Origin of the sequence: Salmonella sp. SAL04202, from assembly GCF_046550775.1 — a bacterium.
Classification (GTDB): domain Bacteria; phylum Pseudomonadota; class Gammaproteobacteria; order Enterobacterales; family Enterobacteriaceae; genus Salmonella; species Salmonella enterica.
Window position 1 is genome coordinate 1,783,074 of the sequence record NZ_JBGDXK010000001.1, and the last position, 15,843, is coordinate 1,798,916.

The 15,843-nt window shown below is 47.8% G+C and carries 13 protein-coding genes and 3 pseudogenes; 3 read left to right on the forward strand and 13 right to left on the reverse strand.

All coding sequences use genetic code 11. The features are described 5' to 3' along the window. Nucleotides 1-13: 13 nt before the first annotated feature. Genes arsB through ACLJQJ_RS09000 form a run of 5 tightly spaced genes read right to left on the reverse strand, consistent with a single transcriptional unit; the run spans nt 14 to nt 4,128 of the window. Nucleotides 14-1,063 carry an ACR3 family arsenite efflux transporter gene (gene arsB, locus ACLJQJ_RS08980; RefSeq protein WP_001276040.1) on the reverse strand — a complete coding sequence of 350 codons (1,050 nt, stop codon included), beginning with the start codon at nt 1,061-1,063 and terminating at the stop codon, nt 14-16. A gap of 17 nt (nt 1,064-1,080) precedes the next feature. Further along, nucleotides 1,081-2,841, reverse strand: a complete 1,761-nt coding sequence (arsA, locus tag ACLJQJ_RS08985) for an arsenical pump-driving ATPase (RefSeq protein ID WP_063809140.1) — start codon at nt 2,839-2,841, stop codon at nt 1,081-1,083. Between the two features lie 43 nt (nt 2,842-2,884). Continuing rightward, nucleotides 2,885-3,247, reverse strand: a complete 363-nt coding sequence (arsD, locus tag ACLJQJ_RS08990) for an arsenite efflux transporter metallochaperone ArsD (protein WP_063809139.1) — start codon at nt 3,245-3,247, stop codon at nt 2,885-2,887. 33 nt (nt 3,248-3,280) lie between these two features. Beyond that, a complete protein-coding gene (locus tag ACLJQJ_RS08995) occupies nt 3,281-3,757 on the reverse strand; it encodes an arsenate reductase ArsC (protein WP_001101537.1) in 477 nt (158 codons plus the stop codon). Further along, complete coding sequence (locus tag ACLJQJ_RS09000; RefSeq protein ID WP_001041816.1) at nt 3,754-4,128, reverse strand: ArsR/SmtB family transcription factor; 375 nt, start codon at nt 4,126-4,128, stop codon at nt 3,754-3,756. The genes ACLJQJ_RS08995 and ACLJQJ_RS09000 overlap by 4 nt, the downstream gene beginning before the upstream one ends. Before the next feature lie 413 nt (nt 4,129-4,541). Between ACLJQJ_RS09000 and ACLJQJ_RS09005 the strand changes: the two are divergent. Both ACLJQJ_RS09005 and ACLJQJ_RS09010 read left to right on the forward strand, forming a co-directional pair. Next, a pseudogene (locus ACLJQJ_RS09005) lies at nt 4,542-5,797 on the forward strand (tyrosine-type recombinase/integrase). Between the two features lie 700 nt (nt 5,798-6,497). After that, a complete protein-coding gene (locus ACLJQJ_RS09010) occupies nt 6,498-7,376 on the forward strand; it encodes a LysR family transcriptional regulator (protein ID WP_000365361.1) in 879 nt (292 codons plus the stop codon). A gap of 149 nt (nt 7,377-7,525) precedes the next feature. Here the strand turns inward: ACLJQJ_RS09010 and gapA are convergent, their stop codons facing one another. The 6 genes and pseudogenes from gapA to ACLJQJ_RS09040 all read right to left on the reverse strand — a co-directional run. Then, on the reverse strand, nt 7,526-8,521 hold the full coding sequence (gapA, locus tag ACLJQJ_RS09015) for a glyceraldehyde-3-phosphate dehydrogenase (protein ID WP_063809138.1): 996 nt from the start codon (nt 8,519-8,521) through the stop codon (nt 7,526-7,528). Nucleotides 8,522-8,608: 87 nt separating this feature from the next. Next, nucleotides 8,609-9,571 carry a DMT family transporter gene (locus ACLJQJ_RS09020; protein WP_063809137.1) on the reverse strand — a complete coding sequence of 321 codons (963 nt, stop codon included), beginning with the start codon at nt 9,569-9,571 and terminating at the stop codon, nt 8,609-8,611. Nucleotides 9,572-9,692: 121 nt separating this feature from the next. After that, complete coding sequence (locus tag ACLJQJ_RS09025; protein ID WP_000631806.1) at nt 9,693-11,189, reverse strand: class I adenylate-forming enzyme family protein; 1,497 nt, start codon at nt 11,187-11,189, stop codon at nt 9,693-9,695. A 34-nt stretch (nt 11,190-11,223) separates the two neighbouring features. Continuing rightward, nucleotides 11,224-11,823, reverse strand: a complete 600-nt coding sequence (locus tag ACLJQJ_RS09030; RefSeq protein WP_254868020.1) for a hypothetical protein — start codon at nt 11,821-11,823, stop codon at nt 11,224-11,226. After that, a complete protein-coding gene (locus ACLJQJ_RS09035; protein ID WP_254868021.1) occupies nt 11,790-12,605 on the reverse strand; it encodes an aminotransferase class I/II-fold pyridoxal phosphate-dependent enzyme in 816 nt (271 codons plus the stop codon). Before ACLJQJ_RS09035 ends, ACLJQJ_RS09030 begins: the two co-directional genes overlap by 34 nt. A gap of 456 nt (nt 12,606-13,061) precedes the next feature. Then, nucleotides 13,062-13,325, reverse strand: a pseudogene (locus tag ACLJQJ_RS09040) (integrase domain-containing protein); the annotation flags it as partial. Nucleotides 13,326-13,425: 100 nt separating this feature from the next. Between ACLJQJ_RS09040 and ACLJQJ_RS09045 the strand changes: the two are divergent. After that, nucleotides 13,426-13,569: pseudogene (locus ACLJQJ_RS09045) on the forward strand (Arm DNA-binding domain-containing protein); the annotation flags it as partial. Between the two features lie 190 nt (nt 13,570-13,759). On the opposite strand, the gene ldtA reads toward ACLJQJ_RS09045, so the two are convergent. Continuing rightward, on the reverse strand, nt 13,760-14,689 hold the full coding sequence (gene ldtA, locus ACLJQJ_RS09050; protein ID WP_001252817.1) for a L,D-transpeptidase: 930 nt from the start codon (nt 14,687-14,689) through the stop codon (nt 13,760-13,762). A 77-nt stretch (nt 14,690-14,766) separates the two neighbouring features. Further along, on the reverse strand, nt 14,767-15,837 hold the full coding sequence (cobT, locus tag ACLJQJ_RS09055; protein ID WP_001193976.1) for a nicotinate-nucleotide--dimethylbenzimidazole phosphoribosyltransferase: 1,071 nt from the start codon (nt 15,835-15,837) through the stop codon (nt 14,767-14,769). Nucleotides 15,838-15,843 lie beyond the last annotated feature (6 nt).

The window sequence follows — 15,843 nt, forward strand, 5'->3', positions numbered from 1 at the left end:
GATAATATCTCCGCTAAGCTCTCTCATACCACCCTTTCGAACGATTCACCACTCGCACAACCAGCAGCATCACCGGCACCTCAATGAGTACTCCTACCACGGTCGCCAGCGCCGCACCGGAATGAAAACCAAACAGGCTGATTGCCGCTGCGACAGCCAGTTCAAAGAAGTTCGATGCGCCGATCAGGCTGGATGGACAGGCAATATTGTGCTTTTCGCCCACCAGTCGATTCAACCCATAGGCCAGTGCCGAGTTAAACAGCACCTGAATCAGAATTGGCACCGCCAGCAGGGCAATGACCAGCGGCTGTTGCAGAATGGCTTCGCCCTGAAACGCAAACAGTAACACCAGCGTTGCCAGTAATGCCGCCATTGACCACGGGCCGATTTTCGTCAGCGCATTATCGAATGCCGCTTGCCCCTTGCGTAGCAGAGCCTTACGCCAGAGCTGGGCCAGAATAACCGGCACAACGATGTACAGTACCACGGAGGTTAACAGGGTGGCCCACGGCACGATGATTGAGGACAAGCCGAGCAGCAGCCCAACAATCGGCGCAAAGGCGAAAATCATGATGGCATCGTTCAGCGCCACCTGCGACAGCGTGAAATAAGGGTCGCCGTTGGTGAGTCGGCTCCAGACAAACACCATTGCCGTACAGGGCGCGGCGGCCAGCAGAATAAGCCCGGCGATGTAGCTGTCAAGCTGATCGGTTGGCAGCCACGGCGCGAATAAATAACGGATGAACAGCCAGCCGAGCAGCGCCATTGAGAATGGTTTAACCAGCCAGTTGATAAACAACGTTACGCCGATCCCGCGCCAGTGCGCTTTGACCTGCCCCAGCGCCCCGAAATCAATGCGCAGCAGCATAGGAATAATCATTACCCAAATAAGCAAACCGACCGGCAAATTGACGCGGGCAATCTCCAGACCGCCGATAACGCGAAAGACGCCCGGCATTACCTGCCCGAGCAGAATACCGATGGCGATGCAGAGCGCAACCCAGACGCTCAGGTAACGTTCAAACAGGTTCATGGCCGGAGCGGCCTGGGTTTGTGCGGACATAGCAGGCTCCTTTAGGTTTATTTTCCCGTTGTGCTCAGTTGTAGCAAACGTTCCACACCGACAGGCTCTTCCGCCTGTAGCGGCACCAGCGCACAGCGTCGGGCATGGTGGGTACAGACGGCATCAATCTGCGACCGTTCGCGTTCGGCACGCTGGCGCAGCAGCGGCGATGTAGTCGGCGTATTGATCAGGCTGTTATTAATGACCCAGCCCCACGGTTCAATCCCCGCGCGACGCAGGTCGTCCTGCAAATGAGCGGCTTCCAGCACCGGCGTGGTTTCCGCCAGCGTGGCGATGAGAACTTTCGTCTGCTCGCTGTCCTGTAGGCGCATCATGGGCGTCAGTACGGGCTGACCGTGTTCCCCGGCCAGTCGGGCAATCTCACGGTGGTAAGCGCCAGTAGCGTCAAGCAGCAGCAACGTATGGCCGGTTGGTGCGGTATCCATGACGACAAACTGCTTACCTGCCTCCTGAATGATGCGGGAGAAAGCCTGAAACACGGCAATTTCTTCCGTGCAGGGAGAACGCAGATCTTCTTCAAGAACGGCACGACCCTGTTCGTCGAGGTTTTTACCCTGCTCAGCCATCACCTGCTGCCGGTAACGCTCGGTTTCGGCCAGTGGATCGATACGACTGACGGTCAGACCGTCGAATGAGCCATCCAGCGTGTCGGTCAGGTGCGCCGCCGGATCGGATGTGGACAGGTGAACCGGATAACCGCGACGGGCCAGTTCAACGGCAATCGCCGCTGCCAGCGTAGTTTTCCCCACACCGCCTTTGCCCATCAGCATGATCAGGCCATGTCCCTGCGACGCGAATCCGTCGATCAGTGATGACAATGAAGGAAGATCTACGGGGGAGATATCTCCGACTTCCGCCGGGGAGCCAGTTGAACTGCCGTCCAACAGACCCCGTAATGCCGCCAGCCCTACCATATTGAACGGTTTTAACGGCAGGCGATCGCAGGGCAATGCGCGCAGGTTATCAGGTAAATGTTGCAGCGCCTGTTGTTCACGCTGATACAGTGCCTGCGCCAGCTTATCGCGAGCGGTTTCCTGCTCAGGCAACAGGCCGTTAATGACCAGATACTGCTGCGTCAGACTGATGGCGGCCAGTTCGTCATAGGTACGCGATACTTCTTTCAGCGTTGCGGTTTGCGCTCTGGCGACCAGCACCATCCGCGTCAGTTCCGCATTCGCCAGTGCGTCTACGGCGGCGCGATACTGGCTGCGCTGTTTTTCCAGCCCGGCCAGCGGGCCGAGACAGGACGCACCGTGCTGGCTGTTGTCGAGATAACCGCTCCACGCGCCGGGCAGTTGCAGCATTCGTAGCGTATGCCCGGTTGGCGCGGTGTCGAACACAATATGATCGTACTCATCGCGCAGTTGCTGATTAGTCAGCAGCGCGGTGAATTCGTCAAAGGCGGCAATCTCGGTGGTACAGGCACCGGAGAGCTGTTCCTCAATACCCGCCACGATATCGTCTGGCAGAATGCCACGCACCGGTCCGACAATGCGCTCACGGTATGTCGCTGCGGCAGCGGACGGATCGACTTCCAGCGCAGCCAGTCCGTTGACCGCTGCAATCGGGGTTATCTGATGACCGATAGTCTGTTCAAATACCTGCGCCACATTGGAAGCCGGATCGGTGCTGACCAACAGTACACGTTTGCCAGAGGCGGTCAGATGAATCGCGGTAGCGCAGGCCAGCGATGTTTTACCCACACCGCCTTTACCGGTAAAAAACAAAAAGGGGGGCACCTGCCGAAGCATCAGCATAAAAAAGACTCCTTTAAATTAAATAAAGCGGGAAATCAGTCCATCAGCAGCACTTATCGCCACCGCAACAGGAGGAAGTCGCTGGCGTAAAACTCGAATAGACGGTAAGCCCCATCCAGCGCGCCAGTTCCTCTCTGCGAGGGTAACGACCAGCCAGTGCGACTTCACCATCCACCAGAATCAGCGGTAGCGCCTCTTTGCCGGAACGGGCCAGAAAGCCTTTAACGATTTCGTTCTGTGCGAAGAGCAATGGTTGCTGCGCCAGATTGAAACGCTCAATATTGCCGCCCTGCGTTCTGGCCCACTCAAAATCAGCGGCGAATGCGACCAGCGCCGGATCGGTTTCCGGGCCACAGACACCGGAAGAACAGCATAAAGCGGGATCGAAAATCTGAATCGTCTTCATTTGACTCTCCATCAATTATTGAAATACAGGTCGTTAAAAAATTTCGCCAATACGATCCAGTTCGACTTTCAGACGAGCGCGATCGTGCAGCAATTCATTCAGCGGTAGCGCCAGAAAGGCTTCAATACGCGCACGTAATGTCTGGTAAGCAGTGACAAAAGCCGCATCGATTTCGGCATCGCTACCGGTAGCATGAGCCGGATCGTCAACGCCCCAATGGGTACGCATCACGTTACCGAGCCAGGCCGGACAGGTTTCTCCGGCAGCGTTTGAACAGACTGTCACGACAATATCCGGCGTCTGCGGTAGGCCATCCCACGATTTGCTGAAATAGCCTTCTGTTGAAATTCCTTCCCGCGCCAACAACGCCAGTGCTCGGGGATGTACGTAACCCGCCGGGTGACTGCCTGCGCTCATGGCGCGCCATCCGGCAAGAGCCAGATGGTTAAACGTGGCTTCGGCCAGCACGGAACGGCAGGAGTTGCCGGTACAGAGAAAAAGTACGTTCATGATTTACTCTTTTTCGTGGTGTTGAGTGGGGGTAAAACGGCTTCTGAGCAGGAAGAAGCCGAACGAAAATCTGCGCATTGTTCCGGGTGGCCTGAACAACACTCCTCGGTCAGCCAGCCGATTAAATCCAGCATCAGTGGGATGTTGGCACGATAACGCTGGTAACGACCTTCCTGTTCTACCGTCAGCATCCCGGCTTGCGTCAGCGCCTTTAAATGAAACGATAAGTTAGTCGGCGGGATATCCAGCGTTGAAGCGATCTCCCCGGCAACCATGCCCTCGGTACCCATTTTGATCAGTAGGCGATATACATCCAGACGCACGCCGGAGGAGAGGGATTCAAAGATGGTTGTGGCAGTTTGTTTGTTCATAATGTGGGGCGGCCCTCTATGATTCAATATTTCAATCATTATTGAATAATCGAATTAATTCAAGTATCCGTTAATAATATCTAGTGGAAATGGCAAGATGGGGGGAAATAATCCCACTTTTAAAATGTGATAAAAATCACATTCTTAGTGCATCATTACGATCGGGGCTTTTATAAGGGCCTTATTTTGAATTTAGAAAATAAATATTTTATTATTCAATGAGATAAAAAACGCACCCAGTCAGAGGAGCCAAATTCCTGTTTTCAGGCATCTCAGCATGTCTCAATAGTATTTTGATTCAGAGAGTTAGCGTAGAAAACTGTCTCAGTGCATATTGATTTATCTCTCCGCATCGGGACAAATTGGTGGTCTGCTTTGGGGTCATTTCAGTTAGATAAAGGAGTGATCACCATATGCCCCTTACTGACAGTAAAATCCGCGCTACTAAACCTTCACCAACTCCCTTTAAACTGACCGCTTCTCACAGTCTGTATCTGCTTATCAATCCGGGCGGTTCCCGCCTCTGGTATCTCAAAATCGAAAAGAATCCCGCATTGCGTTAGGCCCGTACCCTCAGGCTTCCCTTTCCGATGCCCGACAACGGCGCGAAGGTATCCGTAAACTTCTGGCCCGGAAAATTAACCCCGCTCAGCAACGAACCGACGAACGGATTGCCAGCTCCCCGGATAAATGTTTTAAAGCCGTGGCGTTGGCCTGGCATAAGAGCAATAAAAAATAGTCGGCGGATTATGCCGCCCGTCTGCTCGCCAGCATGAACAACCACATTTTTCTGGCTATCGGCCATCTGCCCACCACTCTACTGAAAACTCAGCATTTCACTGCGTTACTGAGAATTATCGATGATAAAGGCTTTCTGGAAGTCGCGTCCCGTACCCGGCAGCAACTTTGTAACATCATGCGTTACGCCGTGCAGCAGGGGCTGACTGAAAACAATCCAGCTCTGAATCTGGAAGGCGTCACCACTCCTCCGGTTAAAAATCACTATCCCGCTCTGCCGCTGGAGCCGTTATCTGAACTGCTCCTGTGCATTGATGGTTATCAGCAGGGCCGGGAATTAACCCAGCTGGCAGTGAAGCTGACTCTGCATCTGTTTATCCGCTCCAGCGAGCTGCGTTTTGCCCGCTGAGGTGAGCTTGATTTCAGAAACAAAATCTGGACCATCCCTGCCACCCGTGAGGCGATCGACAAAGTACGTTACACCGGGCGTGGCGCAAAAATGCGTACTCCGCATATTATGCCGCTGTCCCGGCAGGCGCTTGCCATTCTGAAGCAGATAAAGGAAATCTCCGGCCATCTGGATCTGGTGTTTTCCGGCGACCATAACCCGCATAAACCAATGAGTGAAAACACCATCAACCAGGCATTGCGTCTGATGGGTTATGACACAAAAACTGATATCTGCGGGTATGGTTTGCGGGCTATGGCCTGTAGCGCACTGGTGGAATCTGAGCGATGGTCGCGCGACGCAGTGGAGAGGCAGATGAGCCACCAGGAGCGTAGCAGCGTCAGGGCGGCCTATATTCACAAAGCGGAACACCTCGATGCACGTAAGGTGATGATGCAATGGTGGTCGGATTACCTGGACGCTAATCGTGAAGGCTGTGTTGCACCCTATATCTATGCCCGACAACAAAAGCGGGAGTCATAATATAGTGGCGATTACGGTGTAATCGTTAACTTACTGAAAACAAAGTCACCTGTGCTCAACACTCAGGTGGCTTTTTTGCAGACTGCCTCCGGAAGTACACTTATTGACAGTCAAAACCTCAGATTATTACAGCGGTAATAATCTGAGGTTTTAACGATGAATCAACATCACTGAACTGCGCCAGTTCTGACCTTTTAGCTTTTAGCCTTTTAGATTCCTGGCCTTTTTCCTGACGTATGCCAGTCTGCATCCTACGGCAAAAATAGCCTTCGCCAATTATTCTCGTATAAATTAGTCAGTAGATGCCTAAAATTATTCTGGTAGAATATTTTCAGGTGTTTATCTATCAATACGGTTTTTTTGCACCAGATTACACCCAATATTAGAGAGGAATGAGATCTGCCTAAAATCTGGTCTTCTCTATAACTTTAAATAAATACATGTGATTTATTTAATCACAGAAAATATAAACTATATAAAATATAAATCATATAAATATATAAGCGACGATCTAAGGAAACGATCGAATTAAACGATTGCGTATTGCATCACCCTAGTCATTAGACACTATTTTTTAACAAATTCAAATAGTTATATAAATTTTAACGAAGATATAGGAAAGCCGATAAATAAAGATTACTATAAAATCCATATTAATAAGAAGCAGTAATTTTTCCTGCCGATTCAAACGGAGGATACAATGGATCTTAACCAGCTTAAAACATTTGTTACCGTTGCGGAAACCGCCAGCCTGACTCGCGCAGCAGGACTTCTCTACCTAAGTCAACCAGCGGTAAGCGCCCATATAAAGCAACTTGAAACCGAGTTCAATGTAAAGCTATTCAAACGCACCCCCAGAGGCATGGAACTGACCTCTACAGGTCTCATCATGAGAGATGAAGCACGTCTTGCACTTGATGCCGCAAACAAATTTGTAAATAAAGCCCGTACACTTCATAATATAGAGAACTGTGCCTTAGGCACTATTTCAGTTCCAGTAATCCTTAATCTACCATTAGTACTATCACAACTACGGCTGCGGCACCAGAATGTCAGTTTGACGATCCAGCAGAATATTTCGGGGTATATTATTGAAGACATTAAGAACGGTAAGCTCGATGCTGGCTTTGTCATTGGGGAAGTTAATGACTCTCAGTTAGGGATTATTCCTGTTTCTTCTGTAACGCTCTGCCTTGTAGGTCCATGGGCCTGGAAATCCCAGCTTGAAAAAGCAGGTTGGGAGCAACTACAGGAGTTACCCTGGATTGCTACTCCAGAAAAATGCTCCTTTACTGCTATAACAAAGTCTTTCTTTGAACGACATGATGTCACTGTAAAGGCATCCATTATAGTTGATCAGGAAAAAACGCTAGCTGAATTGGTAGCAATGGGAGCAGGGATAACTCTGATGAGAGAAGATATCGCTCTAGCTCTTCAGGATAATGAGGAGATTTATATCTGGCCGGGAGAAAAGACAGTGAGCCAGCTTTGTTTCCTTTGGGATCGTGAAAAAGAGAAATCTTCTGTCTTATCTGCACTAATTGCAACGGTGAAAGATATCTGGCAAGTGCCAGCTTGATTATCATAACTTCAATTCATATTGAAGATAACATTGCAACATCAAGCCAGGGTAAGAGAAAGTAGTCTGACTCTCAGGAGTATGAATTATATTATAAGATCTAAAAAGGCGGCCGAAGCTGCCTTTTTAGAACCGTTGGTTATCTTAGCTTATCTGGCAATATGGGTGATTAAGTCCAGAACCTTATTTGAGTAACCAGTTTCATTATCATACCAGGAAACCAGTTTTACGAAGTTGTCGTTCAAAGCAATACTTGCTTTTGCATCGAACACGGAAGTACAAACTTCACCATTGAAGTCTGTAGAAACAACGTCATCTTCAGTGTAACCCAGAGTGCCTTTCATTGAGCCTTCAGAAGCAGCCTTGATTACTTTCTTAATATCTTCATAAGAAGCCGCTTTTTCCAGGCGAACAGTCAGATCAACAACAGAAACGTTAGGAGTCGGAATGCGGAACGCCATGCCCGTCAATTTTCCGTTCAGTTCCGGTAGAACTTTACCTACGGCTTTAGCTGCACCAGTAGAGGAAGGGATGATGTTCTGAGCCGCACCGCGACCACCACGCCAGTCTTTATGAGACGGGCCGTCAACGGTTTTCTGGGTCGCCGTGGTTGCGTGGACGGTGGTCATTAACCCCTCAATGATTCCAAAGTTGTCGTTGATGACTTTGGCCAGTGGAGCCAAACAGTTAGTTGTACATGATGTATTCGAAACAATATCCTGCCCTCTATACTTGTCAAAGTTTACTCCCTTCACAAACATTGGAGTATTGTCTTTTGACGGACCAGTCAGAACAACTTTCTTTGCACCAGAAGTGATATGCTTGCGAGCAGTTTCATCGGTCAGGAAAATACCGGTTGCTTCAGCAACAACATCAACACCGATCTCACCCCATTTCAGGTTATTCGGATCGCGTTCAGTGGTAACACGGATTATTTTACCGTTAACAATTAACTGACCATTATCTACTTCAATAGTGCCATCAAAGCGACCATGAGTGGAGTCATACTTCAGCATATACGCCATATAGTTAACATCTAACAGATCGTTAATTGCCACAATTTCTATATCAGAGCGTTTTTGCGCTTCACGAAAAACCGTGCGACCGATACGCCCAAAACCATTAATACCTACTTTAATAGCCATAATTCATCCATTACTTATCAGTAAATCAAATATCATCTGTAGACTTATAATTGCACCAGCTCTTCAAAAAAAGGTGCAATATCTCTACTAGTGACTAGTCGATGCCTTCAGGGTATTAGCCTGGGTTGCCAACATCGCGAGTTTACGTTGGTTCAGGTTGTTGAGTACAAGAGCCATAGCTGTGATTACGGCCCCGGTAATTTGCATGTTTGTTGGCACAATGCCATTTAGAGCTGAAACAATAAAAGCGGTAATGGGAACAACATCCATAAAGAGCACACCATTTGTTGGAGTAATTATGCGATTACCAACATTCCAGCACAGCACGGCCACCAGACCAGCAACCAGAGCCATATACAATAGATGAGGAACAATAGTTATTATCGACGCTGCACTCGGTACAGAAATTGCACCCGATCCAACCAGAAACAAATCAATTAATACAACACTAATCATCCCCAACAGCGTGGTCATAGTTGTATAACGTAACGGGCTCCAGCCCGGAAAATAGCTTCCACCAATGGTATACAGTACCCAACACAATGCTCCAGCGATAAGTAGCAGATTTGCAGCAAGGCTAATAGGTGAATTAAGGACGGCAAAGACATCACCATTGGTAATAACCAGGACGACACCACTAAAAGACAGCAGGATAAAAGACATAGTACTGGCGTGAGGGCGTACTTTCTTCAGAGCCCAGATAGTCAGAAGCCCTAACATCGGCATAGTAGCCATCATAATGGATGCAGTAAGTGCCCCCCCGGGCCCCGCAAGCGACTGGCCCAGAAAGACCAGAAAACCAAAACCAGCAAAACCCAGCGTACCAAACAACCAAGCCAAACCCCAGCGCTCTCCTTTTAACCGGAATGAATTTTGGCCTTCACGAAATAGCAATAACAATGCAAAGGCAATACCCGCAATCCCATAGCGAAAAGTAGTAAAATTAAACGGATCAATATAAGTTAGAGCATGTGTCATTACCGGGAACATCCCCCCCCATGACACTGTAGCTAATAAGCAACAGAGTAACCCTTTCAGATATGAATTCATATTTTCACCTTACATTAAAAAGATAGTTATCATGGATGTTGTATCTTACATTTTCACAACACTTCAAAAATAGCCATTCGTTAATATTGATATCTATATAAGAAATTATGATATCGCATACTTATGCTGCTGTCAGAGTTTGGACTATCTCGCTGAAACGGACTTTCCCACTCGGGCTATAAGGTATTTTATCAACCATATGTGCGGTGAAATCAGTCACCCCGATATGATTAATTTTATTTTTTATTTCATCCATAATAAAAGAAACATCATCTTCATTTATATGTTTAGCGCTAAATATGCACCTGATATGATCTTTATTTTGTTGTCTTATTGGTATGAGTGCCACATCTGTAATACAGGGGAGTGCACGTAAATGTTCCTCAATATGATAAATGTCTTGCTCACACTTTATTTCACTATTACGATTCATCAAGAATAGTCGTCCATTATCGTCAAGATATCCGTAGTCAGCCATCAAAAAATAGCGTTCACTGTCTATTTCAATGAAAGGCCTACTGCCATCACCGTATTCATCCATAAGCATATAACTGGCTACAGCTATTCTTCCCCTATTGCCTGCTTTCAGTGGTACATTATCCTCATCCAGGATTCTGATTTTATTACCGTCAAAGGCTCTCCCCACGCTACCTGGACACTCAAACATATCTGAAGACTCAGAAAGAACGTTCACCCCAGTTTCGGTACACCCGTAATACTCGTTAAAAATATGTCCCAAGTGGGTATATGCAGCTATTTTGCTTTTTACTGGAAAATAGCTTCCACCAACCAAAACCCAACGCAAGTAATGATGTAAAACTGTTTCACTGGCGAGTTTAGTGAGACGGGAAACCAGATTAGGTGTCATCACTGTAGCCTTTACGGAGTTGAGAGAAAGTGCCTGAATAAGAGCAGATTCATCATCCTGATCCACCAAATGTAAAGAAGCCCCAAGCCCCATAAACATCCTTGCCCAGCCATTTCCTGCTGCATGATAAAGGGGTAAGATAAGCAGGAAACCATCGTGGTGCGTGAAGTTGAATCGCTGAGTAAACCAGTCGAAACGCCGGGCATCAAAAGAGTTGTAGCGTAATACGATTTTAGGTGCTGAACTGGTTCCTGAAGTTAGTGAAACTGAGCGAAATGGTGCAGGAATATGTGTCGCAAGTAGACTTTCCAATTCAGGGTGATGAAATTCACCTATACTGCCAATAACTGGATCAGTTGGAGCATCGACTGCCAGCATGGTTATAGTACGGACATGCAACTTATTGAGTTCATCCGGAGAGTAAAGGCTAAAAGAGACTAACATTAGTCCAGGATTAATTTTAATTAGCAACCCCCTCAAGGTCTCAATAGGTAATGAGTAGTCAAGACCGTTTGCAGGAATTCCTAAAGTAGCAAAAGCAGCCAACCAACAAATTAGATCGACACTATTTTTTGATAAATAGCAAACAGACCGTAACTGCTCAGGGTTAAATGCCCGACGGAGAAAGACAATGCGAGACTCAGTACGGCGAATAATATCATACCACGTATATTGTCGTTCTTTATCAATAATGCAAATATCATTACCTCGAGTAATGGCTATTTCATTCAGTCTGCGAAGAGTAATCATTTTAGATATTCCTTAGATAGTATAAATTATATAATCAGGCAGCAATAATTAGGCAGCCATTCCGTTTACATTCATTTATTTTATTTCTAACGTCTTTGCTAATAACATCCCCAGGAAAAACAAGAGGAACACCTGGTGGGTAAGATATAATGAATTTATTGGCAACTGCGTTCTCTTCTTTATTATTCTTATTATCTTTGCTAATTTTTGTTAGCGAAGAAAGAAGACAGCGGATTGCTTCTCTATTAATACCAATATGAAAATTCAAAAGAATGAAATTATTGATGAATCTCTTTAGATATATATCATGTTCGCTGAGCAATGTTTTTATTTCTTGACCTGTCCCTAACGCGTTGACATCGATCATAATTTTGGTTGGGTCATACTGAATATGCCAGTGTGTATTGAATACCTCCCTGCAAATTGATTTTTCACCCAGGCCAGCAATATCAGATACCCCCATAATAAATTCATGAACTAACTCGCGAGTATGTGTAGCAAGTATTTCCCCCTTTACTGACATCATTGCTTGCGCAGCATCCAAAGAAGCCAGTATTGGGTAACTAGGAGAAGTTGTATGGATTCTATATTTAGCTGTTTCTATCTTCTCTGCCAGTTCTTTTTTCCACGACAATGAATTATTGAGGCCTGACGAAGGCAAAAGAGAGATTTATGGGCTGAGTGTGTACAAATCACTTCGAGGTCAGGATATAACTCGAGCAATGAGTCTATATTCATTGCTGTTAGCTGTCTCGTATCTTCACTAAAATAATTCAGACTCCCCCATGCCTCATCAATAAAAAATTTTCGAGCCTGCACACCAGCTGACAAAAGATGGGCCAATACCTGTGGAATATCATAAATGATGCCCTCATAGGACTGTGCTGTAAGAATCACAATATCACACCCTTTACCTTCATTCTGTAATGATAAGAGTGTATTTTCTAAGTGTGCATATGACCATGCACTTATTTCCTGATCCATTGTCTGCAAATCAGGACAAAGATAACGAACTTCAGCACCAATTGCTTGTGCATGAAAATGAATTGATTGGTGACAATTTTTATCAATCAAAATGCGTTGACCCTTTTCAAAAAGAGCAGTGATCGCTATTTGGTTAGATGTACTTGTTCCACTGGTGATGTAAAATGATGCGTCAGCATTATAAAGCTTTGCTGTCAATTTTTGTGATTCAGCAATAATCCCATGAGGGAAAAAGAAATTATCGAAGAGTTCACCAGTTGCTGACCCCTCCAGACATTCAGAAAGAAATTCTCTGATATCGCCAACAATATCACTCTGACCATGACTCGAAATAGGCAAAGCGTGGAATGAATACATTTTCCTATGGCAAAGTCTTTTCAGCCCTGCCAGAACAGGTGTATTCTCTTTCATTTTAACAATTTTGGCATTCATTAAAGTTTCCTCATAGAATATTATATGCAACTTCAATATGCCATCAGCTTTCCCGGATGAATATTTGTATTTTTTGATTCAGCTATCAGCATAAATGATATCCATTGATACAACCCGCTAAGACCATATATATAGTCGGCAGGGTTTATCCCAAAAAGCTCTCATATATGTGCATTAATACCAGCATAACCGCACAAAGTCGCTACACTCGGGACCAGATCAACATGCTGGTAGAGGATCTCTTGTGGCAGCTTATGGACGATAAAGTATGCGATAGATATCTGGCGTTAACGCTGGAACTGTTACGCAGCAACAAGAATAGATGACAGATGCCATGTGCCCCTGCAAAGATTTGGATTGGTTAAATCGATGAATAGCTCTGAATCAACAGGAAATGGGGCAAAAAATTTCTACGTAGAAATTCTCTACGCCAGAAAAGGACGGATACCCGCATTATCAATAGTCATTCCCTTTCCATCCATAAACCTGTGCCACATAACGCCCGCGTCCGTCGTCATATTGCTGTCTGCGCCAACGCCTCTTTCTCGCTGAATCCCTGCGCCAGATAATGGTTTATTGCATCCTGTGCCCACGCATAGCGTAACGAATGGGGGAATACACGCCCCTTAAATCGATACATGACGCCTGCCTGTGCCAATATTTCATCGCACTTCTGAGATCCGGTTTATCGAGCAGCCTGTCATGATGGTTTTCTGTGACAGATGTTAGCGTGAAGATCTCTCCCGATGTGCATCTGGTTTTCCCTGCACATCCGGCGAAACTTAGGGTCATTTCAGTTCGATAATGGAGGGACCATCCTGTATCTCTAACCGACGCACAAAGCCGCAGTATTAAGCCTGCTGATAACCCTTTTAAACTGACCGCTTCTCACGGTCTGTATCTGCTTGTCAGTCCGGGCGGTTCCCGCCTCTGGTATCTCAAATATCATTTCGACCGAAAAGAATACTCGGCGCGGTGGATAAGAGAGCCTTGCAGACGCATATGAAAAATCTCCGGCGATGCCGGAGAAAAGATTTATGACTTTGAGCTTAATCGGAGGGCTCGCGGTTCGCTGAGAAATGGAGCCCCTGCCATGACACTCACTACTAATACAGATACTCCAGCCCATGAAAACCAGCAATGTGGCAGGATATTTAAAGGCCAGACCTGCCCGCGCTAATGTTGACCGGCATTCCAGAACGGCGCTCCAGCACCTCATTAACCCGCGAAGTATCAACGTCATCCCCTTTGATAAACGTGCGCAGCACTGGCGTAACGGGCAATGGAACTTTTTTGTCTGACTCAAATTCAGCACGGTTGCGAGAAAGCGGCTCGTGTACTTCCAGCCAACGACTGCCATCCGGCTCTACCGAAAATTTAACGGGCCTGTCGATAATCTGAACGCGGGTTCCTACAGGAACATGGTCGAATAAATATTTAATATCGTCATTGCGTAAACGGATACAGCCCTGACTGACGCGAAGGCCAATGCCAAAGTTAGCGTTAGTGCCATGGATGGCATATAACCTGCCGATATATATTGCGTATAGCCCCATAGGGTTATCCGGCCCCGCAGGCACCATCGCGGGCAGCGTTTTTCCCTCTTTAGCATATTCCCGACGCGTATTAGCCGTTGGCACCCAAACCGGGCCATCTTGTTTGCGTTCAACCGCAGTTACCCAGTTGCGCGGCGTTTCACGGCCAGCCTGACCAATACCAATGGGTAGCACCTCAACCGTATTCGTGCCTGCGGGATAATAATAAAGGCGCATCTCGGCGACGTTTACCACAATACCTTCACGAACGGTGTCAGGCAGAATCAACTGCTGCGGCACTACCAGTGTGGAACCAGACTGAGGTAAAAACACATCCACGCCGGGATTCGCTTCAAGCATATTACTCAGCCCCTGACCGTAGCGGGCGGCAAATGACTCTAAGGGCTGAGTATTGTTCTGTGGTACGGCGATTGTGACAGGCTGTCCTACCAGACGACTGCCTTCGGGCGGCAACGGATAGCTTATAGCCAGCGAGAAATGGCTTACCAACAAGACGAAAAACGGAAAAAAAGGTGTGATACGACGCATTATATCCCTTCCTTTGTCGCGGCAGGTGTGCGTTAAGTATAGCTTTTTTCTCACATGGCTGGTGTTGTGCGCCCGGGTTATGTTGCGTTTGCGTTCCCCTCCGGCAGGACAATATTACTGGCCGCTAACTCCCCCATATTGTGGAACATGGCGCACGCGGCTTCCACGATCGGCATCGCCAGCGCCGCGCCGCTTCCTTCACCTAACCGCATCGCCATATGCAAATAGGGTTCCATAGACAAATGCGCGAGCGCGATGCGGGCACCCTTTTCCGCCGAAAAGTGCGACGGGATCAGATAAGGTCTCACCGCAGGCGCAATCTGACAGGCCGCCAGCGCTGCCGAGTAGGAAAGAAAGCCATCCAGCAATACGGGTAAGCCACACCTTGCCGCGCCAAGCATCACGCCGGTCATCCCGACCAGATCAAAACCACCCACCTTCGACAACACATCAATGCCATCGCGCGGATTGGGCTGATTAATCGCAATCGCCCGCCGCACGACGTCCACTTTATTATCGATGCGGGAAGGCGGAAGATTCGCGCCAATCCCCACCACCTCTTTTGCATCACTTCCTGTAAAAACGCTGACCATCGCGGCGGCTGGCGTAGTGTTCGCCATTCCCAGCTCCCCTACGCCAAATAAGGTCACGCCGCGTTGCGCCAGGTCGCAGGTGTAGCGGGAAACCTCCAGCAAAAGCGCCTCAGCCTGCGAGCGACTCATCGCCGGGCCAACGGCAATATTTCCGCAGCCGCGCGCGACGCGCATATCAACTACGCCAGGAATAGGTTCGGCATCAATACCGACATCAATGACATGCACCTTCGCACCGGCCTGAGCGGCAAGCACACATACGCCGGTTGTTCCCCGCGTCATATTCGCCGCCTGAATCGCCGTCACGATTTTGGGCGAAACCGCTACGCCTTCATCCCAGACGCCATGGTCGGCGCACATCACCAGCACCGCCTTTTCACCTACCTGCGGCGTACCGTTAAGACCCGGCATTCCTGCGAGCTGAACGGCTAAGGTTTCCAGTCTGCCCAGGCTGCCCGGCGGTTTGAGCAGGCCGTCAATATGTTGCTGCGCACGCGCCATCGCCTCGGCGTCCGGCGCAGGAATGTCACGGAGTAAAGCGTGTAGTGTCTGCATAAGATG

Bases quoted from the DNA above. Each gene is read 5' to 3' on its own strand.
- arsA (WP_063809140.1), bottom strand. From the start codon at position 2,841: ATGCTGATGCTTCGGCAGGTGCCCCCCTTTTTGTTTTTTACCGGTAAA.
- ACLJQJ_RS08995 (WP_001101537.1), bottom strand. From the start codon at position 3,757: ATGAACGTACTTTTTCTCTGTACCGGCAACTCCTGCCGTTCCGTGCTG.
- ACLJQJ_RS09000 (WP_001041816.1), bottom strand. From the start codon at position 4,128: ATGAACAAACAAACTGCCACAACCATCTTTGAATCCCTCTCCTCCGGC.
- ACLJQJ_RS09020 (WP_063809137.1), bottom strand. From the start codon at position 9,571: ATGAATTCATATCTGAAAGGGTTACTCTGTTGCTTATTAGCTACAGTG.
- ACLJQJ_RS09035 (WP_254868021.1), bottom strand. From the start codon at position 12,605: ATGAATGCCAAAATTGTTAAAATGAAAGAGAATACACCTGTTCTGGCA.
- ldtA (WP_001252817.1), bottom strand. From the start codon at position 14,689: ATGCGTCGTATCACACCTTTTTTTCCGTTTTTCGTCTTGTTGGTAAGC.
- arsD (WP_063809139.1), bottom strand. From the start codon at position 3,247: ATGAAGACGATTCAGATTTTCGATCCCGCTTTATGCTGTTCTTCCGGT.
- gapA (WP_063809138.1), bottom strand. From the start codon at position 8,521: ATGGCTATTAAAGTAGGTATTAATGGTTTTGGGCGTATCGGTCGCACG.
- ACLJQJ_RS09010 (WP_000365361.1), top strand. From the start codon at position 6,498: ATGGATCTTAACCAGCTTAAAACATTTGTTACCGTTGCGGAAACCGCC.
- arsB (WP_001276040.1), bottom strand. From the start codon at position 1,063: ATGTCCGCACAAACCCAGGCCGCTCCGGCCATGAACCTGTTTGAACGT.
- cobT (WP_001193976.1), bottom strand. From the start codon at position 15,837: ATGCAGACACTACACGCTTTACTCCGTGACATTCCTGCGCCGGACGCC.
- ACLJQJ_RS09025 (WP_000631806.1), bottom strand. From the start codon at position 11,189: ATGATTACTCTTCGCAGACTGAATGAAATAGCCATTACTCGAGGTAAT.